The 16,499-nt window shown below is 40.5% G+C and carries 15 protein-coding genes and 1 pseudogene; 9 read left to right on the forward strand and 7 right to left on the reverse strand.

Going from position 1 to position 16,499, the window contains the following annotated elements; genetic code table 11:
• Positions 1-123 precede the first annotated feature (123 nt).
• Both AC2TF5_RS11560 and AC2TF5_RS11565 read right to left on the reverse strand, forming a co-directional pair.
• A complete protein-coding gene (locus AC2TF5_RS11560; RefSeq protein WP_491302289.1) occupies positions 124-1,746 on the reverse strand; it encodes a glycosyl hydrolase family 18 protein in 1,623 nt (540 codons plus the stop codon).
• A 219-nt stretch (positions 1,747-1,965) separates the two neighbouring features.
• Positions 1,966-2,184, reverse strand: a complete 219-nt coding sequence (locus AC2TF5_RS11565; RefSeq protein ID WP_491303037.1) for a hypothetical protein — start codon at positions 2,182-2,184, stop codon at positions 1,966-1,968.
• A 292-nt stretch (positions 2,185-2,476) separates the two neighbouring features.
• Between AC2TF5_RS11565 and AC2TF5_RS11570 the strand changes: the two genes are divergently transcribed.
• On the forward strand, positions 2,477-5,248 hold the full coding sequence (locus AC2TF5_RS11570) for an endo-beta-N-acetylglucosaminidase (protein ID WP_491302290.1): 2,772 nt from the start codon (positions 2,477-2,479) through the stop codon (positions 5,246-5,248).
• Position 5,249: 1 nt separating this feature from the next.
• On the opposite strand, the gene AC2TF5_RS11575 is transcribed toward AC2TF5_RS11570, so the two are convergent.
• Positions 5,250-5,684, reverse strand: a complete 435-nt coding sequence (locus AC2TF5_RS11575; protein ID WP_491302291.1) for an extracellular solute-binding protein — start codon at positions 5,682-5,684, stop codon at positions 5,250-5,252.
• A 230-nt stretch (positions 5,685-5,914) separates the two neighbouring features.
• Complete coding sequence (locus tag AC2TF5_RS11580; protein ID WP_491302869.1) at positions 5,915-6,043, reverse strand: AraC family transcriptional regulator; 129 nt, start codon at positions 6,041-6,043, stop codon at positions 5,915-5,917.
• 124 nt (positions 6,044-6,167) lie between these two features.
• On the opposite strand from AC2TF5_RS11580, the gene AC2TF5_RS11585 reads away from it, so the two are divergent.
• From AC2TF5_RS11585 to AC2TF5_RS11600, 4 genes are all read left to right on the forward strand, one after another.
• Positions 6,168-6,800 carry an FMN-dependent NADH-azoreductase gene (locus AC2TF5_RS11585; protein ID WP_491302292.1) on the forward strand — a complete coding sequence of 211 codons (633 nt, stop codon included), beginning with the start codon at positions 6,168-6,170 and terminating at the stop codon, positions 6,798-6,800.
• 208 nt (positions 6,801-7,008) lie between these two features.
• On the forward strand, positions 7,009-7,389 hold the full coding sequence (locus tag AC2TF5_RS11590) for an LSm family protein (protein WP_491302293.1): 381 nt from the start codon (positions 7,009-7,011) through the stop codon (positions 7,387-7,389).
• A gap of 174 nt (positions 7,390-7,563) precedes the next feature.
• On the forward strand, positions 7,564-8,436 hold the full coding sequence (locus tag AC2TF5_RS11595) for a M15 family metallopeptidase (RefSeq protein WP_491302294.1): 873 nt from the start codon (positions 7,564-7,566) through the stop codon (positions 8,434-8,436).
• Positions 8,437-8,440: 4 nt separating this feature from the next.
• Positions 8,441-8,956, forward strand: a complete 516-nt coding sequence (locus AC2TF5_RS11600; RefSeq protein WP_491302295.1) for a VanZ family protein — start codon at positions 8,441-8,443, stop codon at positions 8,954-8,956.
• A 120-nt stretch (positions 8,957-9,076) separates the two neighbouring features.
• Here the strand turns inward: AC2TF5_RS11600 and AC2TF5_RS11605 are convergent, their stop codons facing one another.
• Both AC2TF5_RS11605 and AC2TF5_RS11610 read right to left on the reverse strand, forming a co-directional pair.
• A complete protein-coding gene (locus tag AC2TF5_RS11605) occupies positions 9,077-9,961 on the reverse strand; it encodes a pentapeptide repeat-containing protein (RefSeq protein WP_491302296.1) in 885 nt (294 codons plus the stop codon).
• A gap of 242 nt (positions 9,962-10,203) precedes the next feature.
• A complete protein-coding gene (locus AC2TF5_RS11610; protein WP_491302297.1) occupies positions 10,204-10,839 on the reverse strand; it encodes an acetylglutamate kinase in 636 nt (211 codons plus the stop codon).
• Positions 10,840-11,224: 385 nt separating this feature from the next.
• Between AC2TF5_RS11610 and AC2TF5_RS11615 the strand changes: the two genes are divergently transcribed.
• Positions 11,225-11,866, forward strand: a complete 642-nt coding sequence (locus AC2TF5_RS11615; protein WP_491302298.1) for an NAD(P)-dependent oxidoreductase — start codon at positions 11,225-11,227, stop codon at positions 11,864-11,866.
• A 310-nt stretch (positions 11,867-12,176) separates the two neighbouring features.
• On the opposite strand, the pseudogene AC2TF5_RS11620 reads toward AC2TF5_RS11615, so the two are convergent.
• A pseudogene (locus AC2TF5_RS11620) lies at positions 12,177-13,023 on the reverse strand (transposase); the annotation flags it as partial.
• Between the two features lie 45 nt (positions 13,024-13,068).
• Between AC2TF5_RS11620 and tnpA the strand changes: the two are divergent.
• The 3 genes from tnpA to AC2TF5_RS11635 all read left to right on the forward strand — a co-directional run bounded on the left by tnpA (position 13,069) and on the right by AC2TF5_RS11635 (position 16,495).
• On the forward strand, positions 13,069-13,407 hold the full coding sequence (gene tnpA / locus AC2TF5_RS11625) for an IS200/IS605 family transposase (RefSeq protein ID WP_491302299.1): 339 nt from the start codon (positions 13,069-13,071) through the stop codon (positions 13,405-13,407).
• Between the two features lie 578 nt (positions 13,408-13,985).
• Positions 13,986-15,584 (forward strand): hypothetical protein, encoded by a 1,599-nt coding sequence (locus AC2TF5_RS11630; RefSeq protein ID WP_491302300.1) that lies wholly within the window; start codon positions 13,986-13,988, stop codon positions 15,582-15,584.
• A 26-nt stretch (positions 15,585-15,610) separates the two neighbouring features.
• Positions 15,611-16,495: a hypothetical protein gene (locus AC2TF5_RS11635; RefSeq protein WP_491302301.1), complete on the forward strand. Its 885-nt coding sequence runs from the start codon at positions 15,611-15,613 to the stop codon at positions 16,493-16,495.
• The last annotated feature ends 4 nt before the right edge of the window (positions 16,496-16,499 follow it).

Raw genomic sequence — 16,499 nt, forward strand, 5'->3', positions numbered from 1 at the left:
CTTTTGACGGGTGTTGCCCTTATGCGAAAAACGAAATAGGAATCATAAAAAACTATAAGAACTGCTTGTACCGTGTATAAAACGCTATCTCGTAACCCCGCTCGCTCGACAGATGGACGGAAGCTACCTGTTCGTATCCCGCCTTACAACTTCATAATCAGCAGCCGTGTAATTCCCCATATACCACAAGGAAACCCCGTGAAGTCCATAATACTTGGCCAGCCATATCTTGGCTTCGATGCTCTGTTCATCCTCGTACCAGATCACATGACTGCCGCGGTCATCTGTAAAAGTAATTTTTTCTAAAAAGAAAGGATAGTCAAACACTGACTTGCTGCTTGTCTTAGCTGCCCGCTCTTCCACAAGCTTAATGGCCGGATTTTCAAGTACAACCGTTCCATCCTTGCGCGTAATCCATTGATTCGCTTGCTTGGAGATCCCGAGAACCAGTTTGTTCTTCGGAATATTCTCAAGCGCAGTCTGGATTGTTTCATTGACTAATGGAAGCGGGGCCGAAGGCAGGTCGCTCTCCAAATGCGTATAATCGTAAGCCATAACAATCACTTGATCTGCAATTGCGCCAATTTGGCGTAAGTCATAACCTTTGTACCATTCCGTTGGAGGAACCGTTACCGATAGGGTGAGTCCACCAAGTTCCTGTCTTAATGCCTTAAGAAAGGTAACAAAAGCAGATTGCTCTGATGAATTTTTCAATCCCTCAAAATCGATCGAGATCCCGGTAAATCCATACGGATTATTCTTCATCGTATCCTTCACGGATTGGATGAAGGCCTTCTGCGCTGGGAGATCCTTTAGAAATTTGCTCAACTTTTGATCCCTGTTATCGGAAAACAAACTAAGCTCTTTCTGAACCTGATACTGATCAGCAATCTGGATGGCAGACTCCCAACCGCTTGGTACAGAATAAAAGCTATTATCCAGATCCAGAGCCGCTATGCCATCCGCCGTGTAAGACAGCTCCGACCAACCGAATTTCACTTCATTCAAGAACTGCATCTGCTGAGCCTGCTTGAAGGATTCAATAGCGTAATAACCAATGCCCGCTACCTCGGTTTTCTTTATTCGCTCATTGATCATTCGTTCGATGATCACAGCGGCTTCCTTGCGTGTCAATGATGCTTTTGGACTGAATTTACCTGCTGCGTCGCCAACCATCATGCCCAACTGGGCGCTGTAATAGAGCTCTGCCTGATAGCTTGGATCAATTTGAGTGGCATCTTTGAACTTTCGTTTGTCCGCCTCGGACTTCCAGCCTGTCTGATTCCAGCTAGCCTGCTTCTGATCATCCAGGTCTTGAAGCAGCATACGGCCGGTGAGTACAGCGACTTCTTCTCTTGTAATCTCTTGGGTAGGATTAAAGCGGTTGTCCTTGATCATAAAATCAATCAAGTCTTGCTCATAAGCGTATTTAATATAAGGATACGACCAACGGTTCGGATCCTGCATATCTTGTAATTTCATGGTTTGGGTTGTGGAGGAGTCTACTTGAAGCGAAGCCATCAGCATTTTTACAAAAGCTTCTCTCGTAAGAACAGCATCTCCTTTAAACGTGCCTTTTCCCATGCCTGATATCACACCTAATGCGGATAACTTATAAATACTGCCAGCAGCCCAATCATTCGGAACATCAGAATACGCCTGCGTTTGTGCGCGATATGCCAGTGTACTGCCTGTCCCTATACAAAGCATGATAGCCATAGAAAGTATAACAATCTTTTTAAACATAATTCCCTCCTATTGTTCGCTTCTACGATTGAAAACGTCTTGGTGACACGCTTAGTGAACGCTTTCAACTCCTTACCTGTGGATTCACGTTACTGAATCTCATAGTCTTTCAGATTGCTAAGGCGAATTCAGATAAACCATCCACATGCATCCTTATTCTACCATTCCAACCATCTTCTTTATAGTACTTTTTTACAATGAAGAACCTTCTACTAAACTTTAGATGATCCAGTTAGCGCCCTGCTGGATGACCCGGTCCTGCTCCATCACGTTGACCTGGTCCGCATGGCGGATCGTGGACAGCCGGTGGGCTATGATGATGATCGTCATTTTTATGGTTAGATAGCTACACCAAGGAACCAGTGATTTTGGTGTAATGAAAGAACGGATAGGTGTACGATTCAAAATTGAGACGAAAGATGGATAGACTTGGAACAAGCGATCATTACAATAGAAGAAGAGAGACAGCCAAGAACTGGAGGAATTCAAATGAGCTATGATTTGATGATTTTCGAGCTAAGGCGCTGAAGGAAAGGAAGCCGTTTATGGATGCTTCAAAAGCAGCCGACAAGGCGTGGATGAGGCGGTGCCATGTACAATTTCACAGTCTTTGTGAAACCGCTTCCACTCATTTTTTGAAAAATGCTGGAACTGTCAGTCTGTACGTAACACTAGTCTCCATTGCCTCAAGTAGCAGAGGGCCAACATTACAACCTAGGAGGAAAGACCAGTGAAAAAAAGAAAATTAGCACTTCTATCAGCATTAGTGATGACGCTTTCAACACCTCCCCTTCATGTATTTGCAGGAGACGCCATGCCGCCTACAGGCGATGCTGTCTTTAAGAAGAATCAACCGGTAACCCACGGATATCGAGCTGTGGACATTGAGAATTGGAATCCAGAGACTGACCCGGATGCAGAAAGATTAAGAGCCCATGTGCCTTTACAAAAGAGAAACCAGTCATTTGCACCAACACAAGCCAATCCGAAATTAAGTCCAGAAACCGAGTTTTTTAACTTGACCGGGGATTATGACAACTATTTCTTTGGATCTACACCTTACAATAACGAGTTTTCGAACTATTTATTTAATTTCTGGCAGTATACAGACTATTACGGTGGTTGGCATGGACAAGCAACAGAGGATGTGCCTACTAATTTGTTTGACCCTACGGAATCGTGGGAGAAAAGAGCATTTGAATTTGGTATCTTAGATTTGCCTAATCCGGCCTATACGAATGCGGCGCACAAAAATGGCGTAAAATCCGTAGGTACTCTTTTTATCCCCCGCGGAGGTCAGCCTTATGATCTTTTGCTCAAACAACGAGAAGACGGTACATTCCCAGTAGCCGAGAAGCTCATTGAAATCAAAGAATACTTTGGCTTTGACGGGTATTTCATCAACCAGGAAACCTCGATCAAACCTGAACATATTAAGAAATATAAAGCATTCACAAAAACGTTGATAGATGCAGGGGTATACACACAGTGGTATGACACGGTGGATGATAAACAGGGGAAACTGACCTATCAGCCTTCGCTTATTCCATCCCACAGCTCTTTTGTTCGAGATGACGAAATGGGCGGAACCATAAATAACTCTGTCTTTATGAACTATAACTGGAATTCGCCGGATGGTTGGAATAATGGAGATAGCACGGATCAACAGTATATTAAGAAATCTGTTGAAGAAGCGAAACGGAGAGGCATCGATCCGCTGAAAACTGTCTTTTCCGGTGTAGAGGCAGGAATGGGAAGCTTTGATGGATCCCATAACTCGACTCGCAATATGGATATCATTTTAGATCAAGAGACAGGGAATCCATTGACATCGATTGCAACATTGGGCGGAAATTTCGTTCAGCATGCACTGGACGAGCATCTAGGAGATCCGAGCAAGAACCTTCGTGCAGATGACAATCATCAATGGATGATCGCCGAGCGTGAGCGTATGTGGTATACCGGCGTTAAGATTGATCCGACCGATACTGAGGAACAGAAAGGGTACGCAAGACCTGATGTGGGCGTGAAAGACGCTTCGGAATGGACTGGGATTTCCAGATACATCACAGAACGTTCTGTCATTGATGAAAGCACCTTTGTGACGAACTTTAATACAGGGCACGGCATGAAATACTATATGAATGGCAAAGTATCGAATGACGAAGAGTGGTCGAACATCAATCTACAGGATATTCTTCCAACGTGGCAGTGGTGGATCGACACAGAGGGAACCAAGCTGCAAGCAGATTTTGATTATGGGAACTCAGTGGAGAACGGCGATAAATTCACCTATCAACAGATTGGTGGCTACAAAGGTGGAAGCTCACTTGTCGTGAACGGAACTCTAGATGCGAAAAACTTCCTGCGCCTTTATAAAACTGATCTGGATGTAAAGAGTACATCAACAGCTTCGATTACGTATAACAAAACGTCAGCTAAAGATCGTTCTGAGATTCAGTTAGGGATTATCTTCAAAGATGCTCCCGATCAAGTTGAATATATCGCTGTACCTAATAGTGGTGAGAGAACAAAAGGTTATGTCACAGCAAAACTTGATTTAAGCGCTTACGCAAATCGAGAAATTGCAGTCTTGGGAATAGCGTTTGATCCAAAGGGAGCATCTGTCCAAGATTATCAAGTCAATATCGGCGAGCTTAAAATTACAGATGGGCAAGATTATACGCCAAGTACGCCAACTGGGTTTGAAGTCAAAGATAGGTTTGATACGAATGAGATCAATGTCGTATGGAATCTAGAAGATTATAGCAAGGTAAAACAATACAATCTTTATGCACAACTGAATAATGGTAAAGAGGAATTTTTGGGCGGTGTATACGGCGACAATTTTTATGTGAAAAACTTAGATAAACATGTTGTAGCCCTTAAATTGACTGCCGTTGGCTCCGATCAAACCGAAAGTAAACCGGCTATTATTTCTCTTAACAGTAAGAACTACCTTTCAAATGTGAAGGTTAATGAAACGAATGAAGGATTTGATATAAGCTGGGGCAAAGAAAACAGCGGTAGTAAGATTCGATTCGACTTAAGCTTTACCGATGGTCGAAAAGATACGTACACCAAGACGGTAGATAAAAAGCTGGCTTCTACCAAATTTGAAGTGCCCGTGAAAGACGATGATCGTTACCTCTTAAAAATATCAAATTTGGATTCTACAGGCAAAGCCATTGATACCGTCAGTTACACAGGTAAAATGAAAGATATTTATTCCGAACCATTCGATGGTAGTTACTATATCGATGGCAATACATTAGGGATTGATGTTCCTTCATCAAAAGATTGGTGGCATATGTACATTACAATCAATGGCGAGGCGGTAAAACCTAAGAAAGAGTATAACGGGACAACAACGGATTACTTTATTAGAGGATATCATGATTTGAATGGACTTGCTGTGCCTAAGAAGGGATCCGTCATTGGTATTACATTGGAAGATTATATGGGGAATATGTCAGAGGTCAAACATATAACTGTAAATTAAGTCAACATACACGTGAGAACCGATATACAATTCGAAAAAATCGGTGAAGAGGCCCTGAAGCTATTAGCTTCAGGGCCTCTTTTTTTGATACTATCAACATTTCAATATTGGAGCCGCTCCGCTCGCAGGAAGCGAAGCTACTAGCACCTACACGCACGGCTAACTCTTTATTGGTCGGCACACCGTAAATGCTGCCATCGTTCATACGTACCCCTTGCCAAAAGGTTGGGTCAATGGCGTCGTACATCTCCTTACCCAGGCCTGCAAGGTAGTCATCAAGTCTCAGCCATGCGCCGCGCATCGCGCTGGTTGCATAATCGGGTGCAAAAGCAATGTCAAATGGACTTCCGGCGGATATAAGCGTGTTCAGCCGATCTTCATAATCCTGCCAACCTACCTTGACATAGGTGATCGTTACGCCTATTTTACGAGCCATGATTTCATTGATTTTATCATTTACGAGCCGTAGATCCTTGTCAGGCTCTCCTATCGTATAATAGATCAGGTTTACCGTGTCACCATCATAGTTATCGTCGTTATGACCAGGCTACCGGAAGCAGCCGGTTGTATATGATGTGAGTAGCAATATTAGACTGATGATCATTAAGATGCGTGTGTGTCTTGGGTGCTTAAACATCGATATCCTCCTTTCTGCAGCGTTCGTTGTTAACCTTTTCCCCGCAGTTCAGAAGGAGATTTTTCGAAAAAGCTGTGAAAGTGCGTATAGAAATAATTGAGATTGTTATAGCCGACGGAAAACGCGATGTAGGAAATTTTCTCATCTGTCGATTGAATTCGTTCTTGTGATTGATACGATGGAAGGACACTGGGAAATGACTAAATAAGATAAAGATGCTATACTATTATCAGTGAGTGGTAAGAACTCATTTACTACAACATGATGGGAGAAAGTAAACGAATGAATATTTTAGTAGTAAAAGCTAATAACCGCCCGGCATCTGAGGCAGTATCTAGCAAAATGTACGAAACATTTATGGAAGAAGTAAAAGATCTGAATGTTACGACTTACGACGTGTTTGAAGAAGACATGCCTTACTTCGGACAAGATTTGTTTAACGCATTTGGTAAAGTACAATCTGGTGGAGAATTAACAGATGTAGAAACACGCATCCTGGCTGCCAAACAAAAAGCGATGGACGCTTTAACTGCTGCTGACGTGATCGTGTTCGCATTCCCACTGTGGAACTTAACAATTCCAGCTAAGTTGCAAACGTTCATTGACTATGTATATCAAGCTGGCTTCACCTTTAAATTTAATGAACAAGGTCAAATGATGAGCTTAATGACTCACAAAAAAGCGATCCTTCTATCCGCACGCGGTGGAATATATTCAACTCCAGAAACGGCTCCTATGGAAATGGCCGCAACTTATCTGCGTAACATTGTTGGCGGTGTTTTCGGTATGGAAATCATCAATGAAGTCGTGATTGAAGGCCATAACGCATTCCCGGACCGTAAAGATGAAATCATCAACGAAGGTTTGGCAAAAGTAAAAGAAGCTGCTGCACAGCTTACACACCAATTGGCATAATATTACCGATATCCTCAAAAGAGAACCTGCAATGATTGTAGGTTCTCTTTTTCTATTCCTATACGACCGAGAAGGAATTAGCTGTGTGATACCGTATCCAGAAGGTATATTCATTTTTTCGGGTATTTATCCGGAGTCAAAAGACACAAGAATACGAACATAAGCTGAATAAAATGATATTTAAGAAAGTGAAAGTGAGGTGAATAAAATGCCTTCAAAAAAAAGAACAAACCATAAACCACCATCAACAGCTCAATGGTTAGGAAAACCTGTCATGGTTGTCTTAAAAGATGGAAGTTATTATATCGGAACAATGAACAGCATAGATGACGATAAATTAACACTTTCCGGCTTGCGACCTGAAAAGAAACTTCCAGCTTCCGTTATCGAAAGTAGGAATAAAGCTCAAATTTCAGGCTTCTTAAGTTCTCTTTTTGGCGGGTTTAACAGCCCCTCTGGAGCAGCAGCGGAAGGTGGAAGCAATGGGCTTGGCCTATTTGGGTTTTTCGGACAAATCATGCCTCATATTCAAGTGGGTATGAATATGATAAAATCAATTATGCCATTGATGGGATTATTGAAAGCTTAACGATATATACGGAAGACATAAATGATTCATTCTGGCGCTTGGGCTCTGCTCAGCGTTTTTTTCTGTTTAGCGAACCCTCACTCACCTTTCTTTAGAAAATCTTTAACTTTTCCACACTTATTTTTAAGCATTTTATACTATCTTAGACGAACAAAGGTTAAGGAGATGTTGAAGTTGAAGAAGTGGTTTTTATGTTTATCTTTTTTATTGCTGATGGGTTGTGAATCCGTGCTACCTAAGCAAAACAACGACATTAATGTTCAGGAGAACACGAAAGATCAAGTTTCGGAATCCGTTCCAGAAGTTACCCATGATACAATTTTGATACCCAAGGAACAGGTATATAAGGGGAATTTAGTATTGGTCAATAAGGAGCACCCAATCCATAAGGATGGCATTCCTACTGATATCGTTAACTTGTATCAAAATAAAGAGCTGATCCAAGGATACGCTTTGCTGGATAATACGATACAGTTATCGAGAAGCGTGGCGCAAAATTTTGGAGAAATGATAAATGCTGCAAGCAAGAATGGGGTCAGTCATTTTATGATAAGTAGCGGCTACCGAGATGCTTCCGAGCAGGAAAAGTTATATCGTGATAAGGGTGCCGATTACGCTTTACCCGCGGGCTACAGCGAACATAACATCGGTTTTTCACTTGATATAGGGTCAACCCTCAAGGCGATCGATCAAGCACCTGAGGGAGAATGGTTGAAAGAGAACGCATCGGAATTCGGGTTTATTCTCAGGTATCCGAAGGATAAAACGGAGATTACGGGCATTCAGTTTGAGCCTTGGCATTTTCGATATGTGGGCTTACCTCACAGTAAAATCATGAAAGAAAAGAATTTTACATTAGAGGAGTATCTGGACTTTCTGAAGGAACAAAAGAACTTTATCACAACAATAGATGGCGTGAAATACGATATTTCATTTGTGCCTGTTTCTCAAAACATGTCGATTCAGGTACCCGTTCAGCATCACTATGAATTATCAGGTAATAATGTGGATGGGGTAATTGTAACCATTCGTCAAAACGAGGGTTAAGGTCATGAAGTCATGGAATAAACTTATCGTATTGACGCTGTTTACCCTTTATTTATTTGTGCTAGTTAAGGTCATCTTGTTTAAGTTTGGTTCAGTGGATATTCCGTTTCTATGGCAGCAGCTTCATGAATCTATTGAGAATCCAGAATATATGATGAATCGATTGCAATCAGGTAATTTGACTGCTTTCAAATCGATCAAACAAAACCTCCATGGGCTTTCAAGCGGGCATAACCTGGTTAACTTCATCGGTAATATCGTGATATTTGTTCCTAACGGAATATTCATCAGTTTATTAACCAAAAACAAATTTTTAAGTGTATTGATGAGTTCCTTTGGTTTTAGCCTAGGCTTGGAATGCTCACAGGTACTATTTTCAATGGGAATCTTTGATGTGGATGATCTCATCCTTAATGTATCCGGAGGTTTACTTGGCTATGGAGCTTTTCAAGTCATGAAGTGGATGTATGGAGGAGGTAGTGTTGCGGGTTCTGCATTGGTAGGCACAAGGGAATCTTAAATACGATCCAAAGAGTCGGCTGGATCTAAACACTTCAACGGTAATTGTAGTTTGAAAAGAGGTGATTTCGAATTTCTTCGAAATCACCTTTTAGCTTGTCATTAAATACTTCCTTTTGATTCAACTTTGCTTGCCTGGAGAGAGCCAGTGCATCGGATGAACGAGTGACGGTGGCAGCTTTGTGTCAGCGTTGCCTTTTGCTGCGTTGAGCTGCGCTTGGGTGAGAAAAATACTCTCAGTGAGGTTGGCGCCACTAAGATCAGCGTCTCGAAAATCAGCACCAATCAGATCAGCAGCTCTTAGGTCGGCGCGTTTGAGATCAGCGGCAATAAGGTATGCTCCTCTCAAGTTAGCATATCTGAGATCAGCTCCTCTTAGGTTGGCGCCGATGAGATCAACGCCTCTACCTTGAGCCTTATGACGTATTGGTGGACCTTTGTGCTTTCGGCGGGCTTCATCTCTTACAAGTTCGCTGGTCCGCAAGAGCAGAACATTGACGTCTGCCCGATGTGCTGCTACGTCCAGGTTCATAAGAGAGTCAGGACTGAGGTAAGTCAAGCGTGTCGTCTCGTCAAGCGCTAATCTTAGATCAGCATGGATCTGACGGGCCGATTCCAGCGTTAGTGCTTCTGACAGATACCAGATCAGCTCATGAAGCTGACGCATGATAGGGAACACCTCAAACATTTGCTTCGCGGACTCGGGAGCTTGCCGCCAGTCCCGTCCTCTGTAGGTAATCTGTGAAACCTTTTGTCCCGCGCCGAAGCAGTCATAAACCGTGCAACCGCGAAAGCCCAGCTGCCTGAGGCTGTCGTGAACGCCGCAACGGAAGTCCGGTTGCAGGTTGCGGCAAGGCTGTCCAGCATCCTTATCTGTCGCGAAATCTGAAGAAGCAGCGTAGGGAAGCGCGACACAACACAAGCCGAAGCAGTTCTCACAGTCACCATGCATACTTAGAGGATTTTTATCGGATAAAGATTCTGAATATTCTGGATTCTCAAACATAACTTGCATGATCTCCTTTTCGATTCAGCGTATAGTCATAGATTGTTATAGTTATTTTATAGCAAAATGATGGTAGTATATAGAGATTTTCGATGATACGTGAAAAAATTTGTGCGTAATATGAATTAATATCGTTTACAAAAACAAAAGGTCGCGCTGGGCGACCTTTGATCATTTCATTTCAATGTAACTGTCTGGATTACTTATGAATCCTATCGCTATTGGATAAGGAGGGGGTTTTTTCAAAACATTTGTGGGAATTGTTTAATAATTGCACCACTGATTGTGTCTGCCATTTCTAAAGCTTCCAGCTCGATTTTATCATACAATTGAACACTTAACTTGTAATCCTTATTCAGCATCGCGACTGCTTCTGCTTTCGTCAATGCCAGATGTTCATAGAACATTTTCCTGAATTCTTCTTTAGGGATATATGGATTAATGTGAGATAAAAATTCAACAATTTCATCTGCATTAGAGTACCATCGTTTTTCAGCATCGGCCACCGCTTTTGTATCACCTTCTTTAGCTGCTTTAACCAGTTCTGCAGCAATCACTAAGTGTTCTTTTATTAAGTTACTATACATTTTTGCTACTCTTTCACCATAGAAGGGTTTAAGTGAATTCCCCATATCCGGTCCATTTTGGAGGAGCCGGGCTAGAACAACATCTAAGTCAGGCAAACTGAAAACGATGCTTATAATAGCCATTCTAGTCCATGCAACATGCTGTTCCCATAGTAAACGCATGTAATTCATAAGATCAACCTGTGCCTCGCTTATGCATTTAGAGCGCGTCGTGAAATAAGTGGGATATTGATTTGGAACGAAATAAGGTATTTTATGTGTGAAAGTGCTGAATCCCCAATAAGGATACATATTACTTATCCTCCCTTTGTAATGATATGCCCCATAATATGGGCAATTGACCCGATGTGTTCACGTTAGATTTGAGTCGGCCTACAATAACATGAGCTTTAAAGGGACAGCAGAGATAGGTATGTGGTTCATAAAATAGGAAAGCATTAAGGACTGACAATCGTCGGTCCTTTTTTCTTGGACTAAAACAGAGGGGAGCCTGAGAGATTGATTAGGTAAATTTAAATAAAAGTATTGACATAACGAGTAATTGTAACTATTATAGTTACATGTAACGGTTGTGGTTACAGGAAAGGGCAGGAGTTACACAAATCTAGCATTGGTTTTGGCCTGTGAAATATATGGTACATACCATCAAAATATGAGGAAAAGGAAGGGTTCAACTATGAAAATCGGAATCATCGGAGCAACTGGTAAAGCTGGAGTAGCTATTCAAAAGGAAGCAGTAAGTCGTGGACATGAAGTCACAGCGATTGTGAGAAATACCTCTAAAATCGGCGAATCTCAAACAGCCATTTTGGAAAAAGATATCTTTAATTTAACATCTAGCGATCTTCAACGATTCGATGTAGTCGTCAATGCGTTCGGAGCTGTTCCCGGTCAAGAGCATCTTCATGTTGAAGCAGGAAAAGTGTTGATCAACGCAATTAAAGGAGCTACAGAAACTCGATTGATTGTCGTTGGCGGTGCAGGAAGTCTCTATGTTGATGAAGCAAAAACCGTTAGACTGATGGATACGCCTCAGTTCCCTAAGGAATATTTAGCTACAGCAACTAACCAAGGAAAAAATCTAGAAGATCTGCAGAACGAAAGCGCAATTCAGTGGACATTTGTGAGTCCAGCGGCGTTCTTTAACCCAGATGGAAAGCGAACAGGCTCTTACCAAAAAGGGAAAGACAACCTGATCGTAAATGCAAAAGGTGACAGCTATGTAAGCTATGCAGATTATGCAATCGCGATTTTGGATGAGATCGAAAAACCTCAGCACATAAATGAACGATTTACCGTTGTTTCTGAAGCAGAATAATAAACTTTTCTCAGAAAATAGCTAAAGCAGGCTACCCGAGATTTCATTGATATACTCCCATCATGGTAGAAGAAAAAAACTTCTACTTCTACCATGATGGGAGTTTTTTTATGATGTCCAAAAGGAGTCCTGAGGGGGTTGAACAACGTGATGTAACAAACGTTGATGACCGCTAACGCAAGCAGATCGCTCTCCATCTAGAAAGGAGGGCGTAAACGGTTAATGTCGGCAACAAATTTACAGGTCGGGGAGGCCCAATCATCGCGCTTTTTTCCATGACGGGGATTTAGGCTATTTCATGGAGGAAAGTTATGTTCGGTGCAATCTTGCCAACCGTCCCTTTGTACGAATGATATTTTTTCATGCGTACCAAGCATTTTAATCCCAATACTTTCATCAAACGTTGTACCTTTTTATGATTCACACGGTATCCACGATTCACTAACTCGTCACGAATACGACGATAACCATAGCGCCCCTCATGCTCCTCATAAATGGCAAATGGCTTGGATCATGTCTTTTAACTTCGTATCTCTATCTGGCATACAAAAGTTTTATCGCATAATAATACGTGCTACGAGGGATATCTGCTAGCTGTAGAAGTGCTTTCACCGAAAATTCGTTCCTTAGTTCATAGACTACTTGAACTTTGTCTTGTTTGGTGATTTTTCCTTGTTTTGAACTAAGGCATTCAACTTTTTTAAATATGCATTTTCCATTCGTAAACGCTCTACCTCTGCATGTAAAGCCTCTACAGATCCTTCTACTAACGTTTGATTCTTTTGTTTACTAGATTCTTTTTTCATGGGTGAACGCCCCTTTTTCTTTGGTTGTAGAGCGTCCATTCCATGTAATTCTAAGCTCCTTTGCCAGCTTAAAATGGTACTATGACTCGCAATATTAAATACCGCAGCCGTTTCTCTAACAGACGTCCCAAATTCGTTCATATAATTAAGTACGTCTAGTTTAAACTGTACAGGATATGATTTATAGCCCTTTTTAAAAGCTTCATCACCATGATGCTCATATTGTCTAATCCAGTTTAAAAAGACAGTATGGTGAATGCCTATGGATTTTGCGGTAGCTTTTAAGCTGTCGGATCCCTTTTGGTAACGCATAACTGCTTGTATTTTTTCATCTGTACTGAATCTGGTCATATAAAAACTGCACCTCCAATAGTTAGATGGTGTCTAACAATTGGGGTGCAGTTCAGAGCAGGTGGTCGTTTAATTGGTCAGGGCTGTGAAGCGCGAAATATCCAAATCGTCCGAGGGAGTATAGGAAAAGAGCATGTGCACCTGTTGCTCTCATGCCCGCCGACGCTGGCTCCGAGTAAAAACATGCAATATCTGAAAGGGCGGTCATCGAAGATGCTGCAGGATGAATTCCCGGAGCTGAAAAAGCGATACTGGGGCCAGCATCTGTGGGCATCTGGCTATTTTTGCAGAACAGTCGGCACTGTAACGGAAGAGATCATCAAACAGTATATCGAAGACCAGGGTAAGGATGATCACGATGAGACCTTCAAAATAGAAGAGTGAGTTTCAGTCACGAACTTCAGTTTGCTTTAGCAAGAGGACATTTCCCTGCACTTTTAGTGCAGGGTCGTTCAGAAGATGAATGCGAGTTTTTTGATGGCTGTGTGTCGTCATACTTGAAGTTTACGGAGGAACCAATCAAAGATGTGTTTCAATCGGACCTCAGAGCATTTTATGATGATGAAGCCAAATCATGGCTCCCAACACCCCAAAAAGTGACTTTCTTTGAACTCACCAAAATTTCGGATTAGCCTTTAGCCTGTTTGTAGAAATCTCATAGATTGAAGAAACCCTCAAGAAGATCAGGTTCCTTGGTTGTTGAAATAACCAAACTAATATATACTAAAAATACATGATTATACAAATAAACCAACTAAATTACAAAATAACAAAATAATTGATGATATTCCTGACAAGTTCCCACAATCTTTACCACTTAGAGGGGTGATGGTATGTAGAAATTAAATATTAAAACATTAAAATTTCAGAGAAAAGGGATGATAATTTTGGGGAATGTATTCAAGAAGAGAAGTCATTTTATTGCATTTAGTACTGCCTTTCTATTATTTACGAGTGCAACTATGAATGTACAAGCGTCACCAATTGTTACAAATAGTGAGTCTGACCTAACACAGGTGAATTCAGTTCAACAGGAAGAGGTTGGAAATAATTCCGTAGAAAATAGTGAAGGATCATCTGGACAGAATGAGATTCCTACAAAAAACTCTGATGTGGTTAATCCATTGGGTGAGAACAAGATTACTTCGGAGAAATCAATTTTTAAAATTAAATCAATTGATCAAAAGCTTTTGGACTTAGAAAATGAATTGTTGCAGTTACGTAAGAAAGCAGTAGAAGAACCGAATAATCTATCAATTGAAATCTCATTAAAGTACCTTGAGTTGAACAATGAGAATATGTTGCTTCATGATTTCAAAGAAAAATACATCAAAGGTGAGGAATCAAAATATGAGGAACAAATGAACTCTTATTATAAGAGCAAGGAACAACAATTTAACAATTTAATGCAGAAATATCAAGAAGCAATTGTAAAGTACTCTAAAGCGCTAAATGTTCCAGTGGATGAGAAATTAAGAGCGTCGCTTTATCAATCCGTTTTCACACCTAAGACTGAAGATATTAAAATAAGAAGGTCTGTTTTAACAGATAAACAAGTTATCAGTGTTACGGTTACAGTCTATCATGTACAAGATGATCAACAGAATAATGGAAGCGCGACAGAAGAAGTCAAGAACGATCAATCTGAAAGCGCTAACAATCAACAGGATAATAAAAGCGAGACAGAAGAAGTCAACAATGATCAATCTGAAAGTGCTAACAATCAACAGGATAATAAAAGCGAGACAGAAGAAGTCAACAATGATCAACCTGAAAGTGCTAACAATCAACAGAATAATAAAAACGAGACAGAAGAAGTCAACAATGATCAACCTGAAAGCGCTAATAATCAACAAAATAATAAAAGCGAGACAGAGGAAGTCAACAATGATCAATTACCTCTGATGAAAACAATCATTTCCCAAGAGGAATATAAAAATATTCATTCAGAAGAAAATCTAGATATAACCGTAAAAAGAGATCCTTCTATTACCGAGGGATACTATTTGGTTGAGTTAAAGTATTCTGATCACCAAATACCAACAGAATATCTCCGATTTGCAGCTGCAACAAAAGCATTAACGAGTAGTAATGTGACGATCAATACGAATCAATTTTTTGATGTTAGTCTTGATCCAGGTATTTCTCAGGTTTATGAATTTACAGCAACAAAGACAAAAGCACACCGAGTATTCACTGGACCCTATGGAGGTGTAGGGGGACATAATGATACCGTTCTTGAAATCTATTCTGATGCGGCACTTACTAAATTAATTGCTAGCAATGACGATTACAACGGGACAGCTTTTTCTTCTATTACCTTTCTACCGAACACCGGACAGAAATATTACATAAAACTTCGTACTTATAGCAGTACGGCTTCATTGAACTGTCGAATTACTATGCAAATGATGGAACCTATCGTTTTCTCAGAAACATCAGCGCAATATGCATACAATGCCTCTGGAAGTTTATGGCATATTTCTTATGGATCAGGCAAGCTACTAGCATATGTGTATGATAATAACGGAAATTTAATAAGAAAAGTACTGCTGGGTTAATAAATATTAATGAAAAGGTGATGAAAATGAAAATATTCAAAAAAAGAAATTCCAAGAAACTGATCGCCGTATCTTTATGCGTAGGATTAGTAGCTTCTATGTTTTCCACTGTTACAACTAGTTTTGCTCGAGAAGTAGTAGAACAATTTAATGAGAAGGTTCTGGGCTTGCCGTCAAGTAACCACATGATTCAAGTCCCAAATGCAGAACCTAATATTACTGCCACACAAAACAATGACCTTTTAAAGTTTAGTGAAGCTACGGGAGTGGAAGAAGTTGTTCACAAATCAATAAAGACAGAATCAAAAGTGAATCCTAATCTTGCTAAATCTCTACAGATTAATACAAAAAAGAAGGATATTTTTAACTTAACCAAAGAACAGATTGAACAGCTTATCTCTGAAGGTTATTCCATTGAAGATGTCTATAAATTAGATGAATTATCTAATGAACTACTGATTGATCCAGAGACTCTTTCTAACAAGAAAAAGGAATTAAAATTAGATTGGGACTCCCTGAAAACAACTGTTCAAAAAGAACAGCTAGAAGAACATCTTTTGCACTTTAAAGAGAAGTTCCCAAAAGAATATGGAATTCTTATGATTGAAAAATTTAATAATAACGATAATTTGATGTTGCTGAGTATGTTTGAACAAGGTAAAGGAACGATAGACGAACTAATCCAACAGTTCAAGGCAAAAGGTATGCAAGGGGTTATGAGCATGAATCAGTCTTCAGACAAAAAAATGCTATCTAAAGGTACAAAAACTTCTTCTTTTTCAATTGACCCTATCGTCTTAGAAAGTTTAAAGGAGATATCCGAGCAATCAGGGCAGCCATTAAATGAACTTGTGGACAATTTTATTAAGGCCAAAAGTTCTGTAGACGAAATATTGGTGAAAAAGGAGTGAGTTT

The sequence above is a fragment of the Paenibacillus sp. JNUCC 34 genome, assembly GCF_058269055.1.

Coding starts and splice junctions, on each gene's coding strand:
- AC2TF5_RS11560 (WP_491302289.1), bottom strand. CDS start 1,746: ATGTTTAAAAAGATTGTTATACTTTCTATGGCTATCATGCTTTGTATA.
- AC2TF5_RS11575 (WP_491302291.1), bottom strand. CDS start 5,684: ATGGCTCGTAAAATAGGCGTAACGATCACCTATGTCAAGGTAGGTTGG.
- AC2TF5_RS11585 (WP_491302292.1), top strand. CDS start 6,168: ATGAATATTTTAGTAGTAAAAGCTAATAACCGCCCGGCATCTGAGGCA.
- AC2TF5_RS11590 (WP_491302293.1), top strand. CDS start 7,009: ATGCCTTCAAAAAAAAGAACAAACCATAAACCACCATCAACAGCTCAA.
- AC2TF5_RS11600 (WP_491302295.1), top strand. CDS start 8,441: ATGAAGTCATGGAATAAACTTATCGTATTGACGCTGTTTACCCTTTAT.
- AC2TF5_RS11605 (WP_491302296.1), bottom strand. CDS start 9,961: ATGTTTGAGAATCCAGAATATTCAGAATCTTTATCCGATAAAAATCCT.
- AC2TF5_RS11610 (WP_491302297.1), bottom strand. CDS start 10,839: ATGTATCCTTATTGGGGATTCAGCACTTTCACACATAAAATACCTTAT.
- AC2TF5_RS11615 (WP_491302298.1), top strand. CDS start 11,225: ATGAAAATCGGAATCATCGGAGCAACTGGTAAAGCTGGAGTAGCTATT.
- AC2TF5_RS11630 (WP_491302300.1), top strand. CDS start 13,986: ATGAATGTACAAGCGTCACCAATTGTTACAAATAGTGAGTCTGACCTA.
- AC2TF5_RS11635 (WP_491302301.1), top strand. CDS start 15,611: ATGAAAATATTCAAAAAAAGAAATTCCAAGAAACTGATCGCCGTATCT.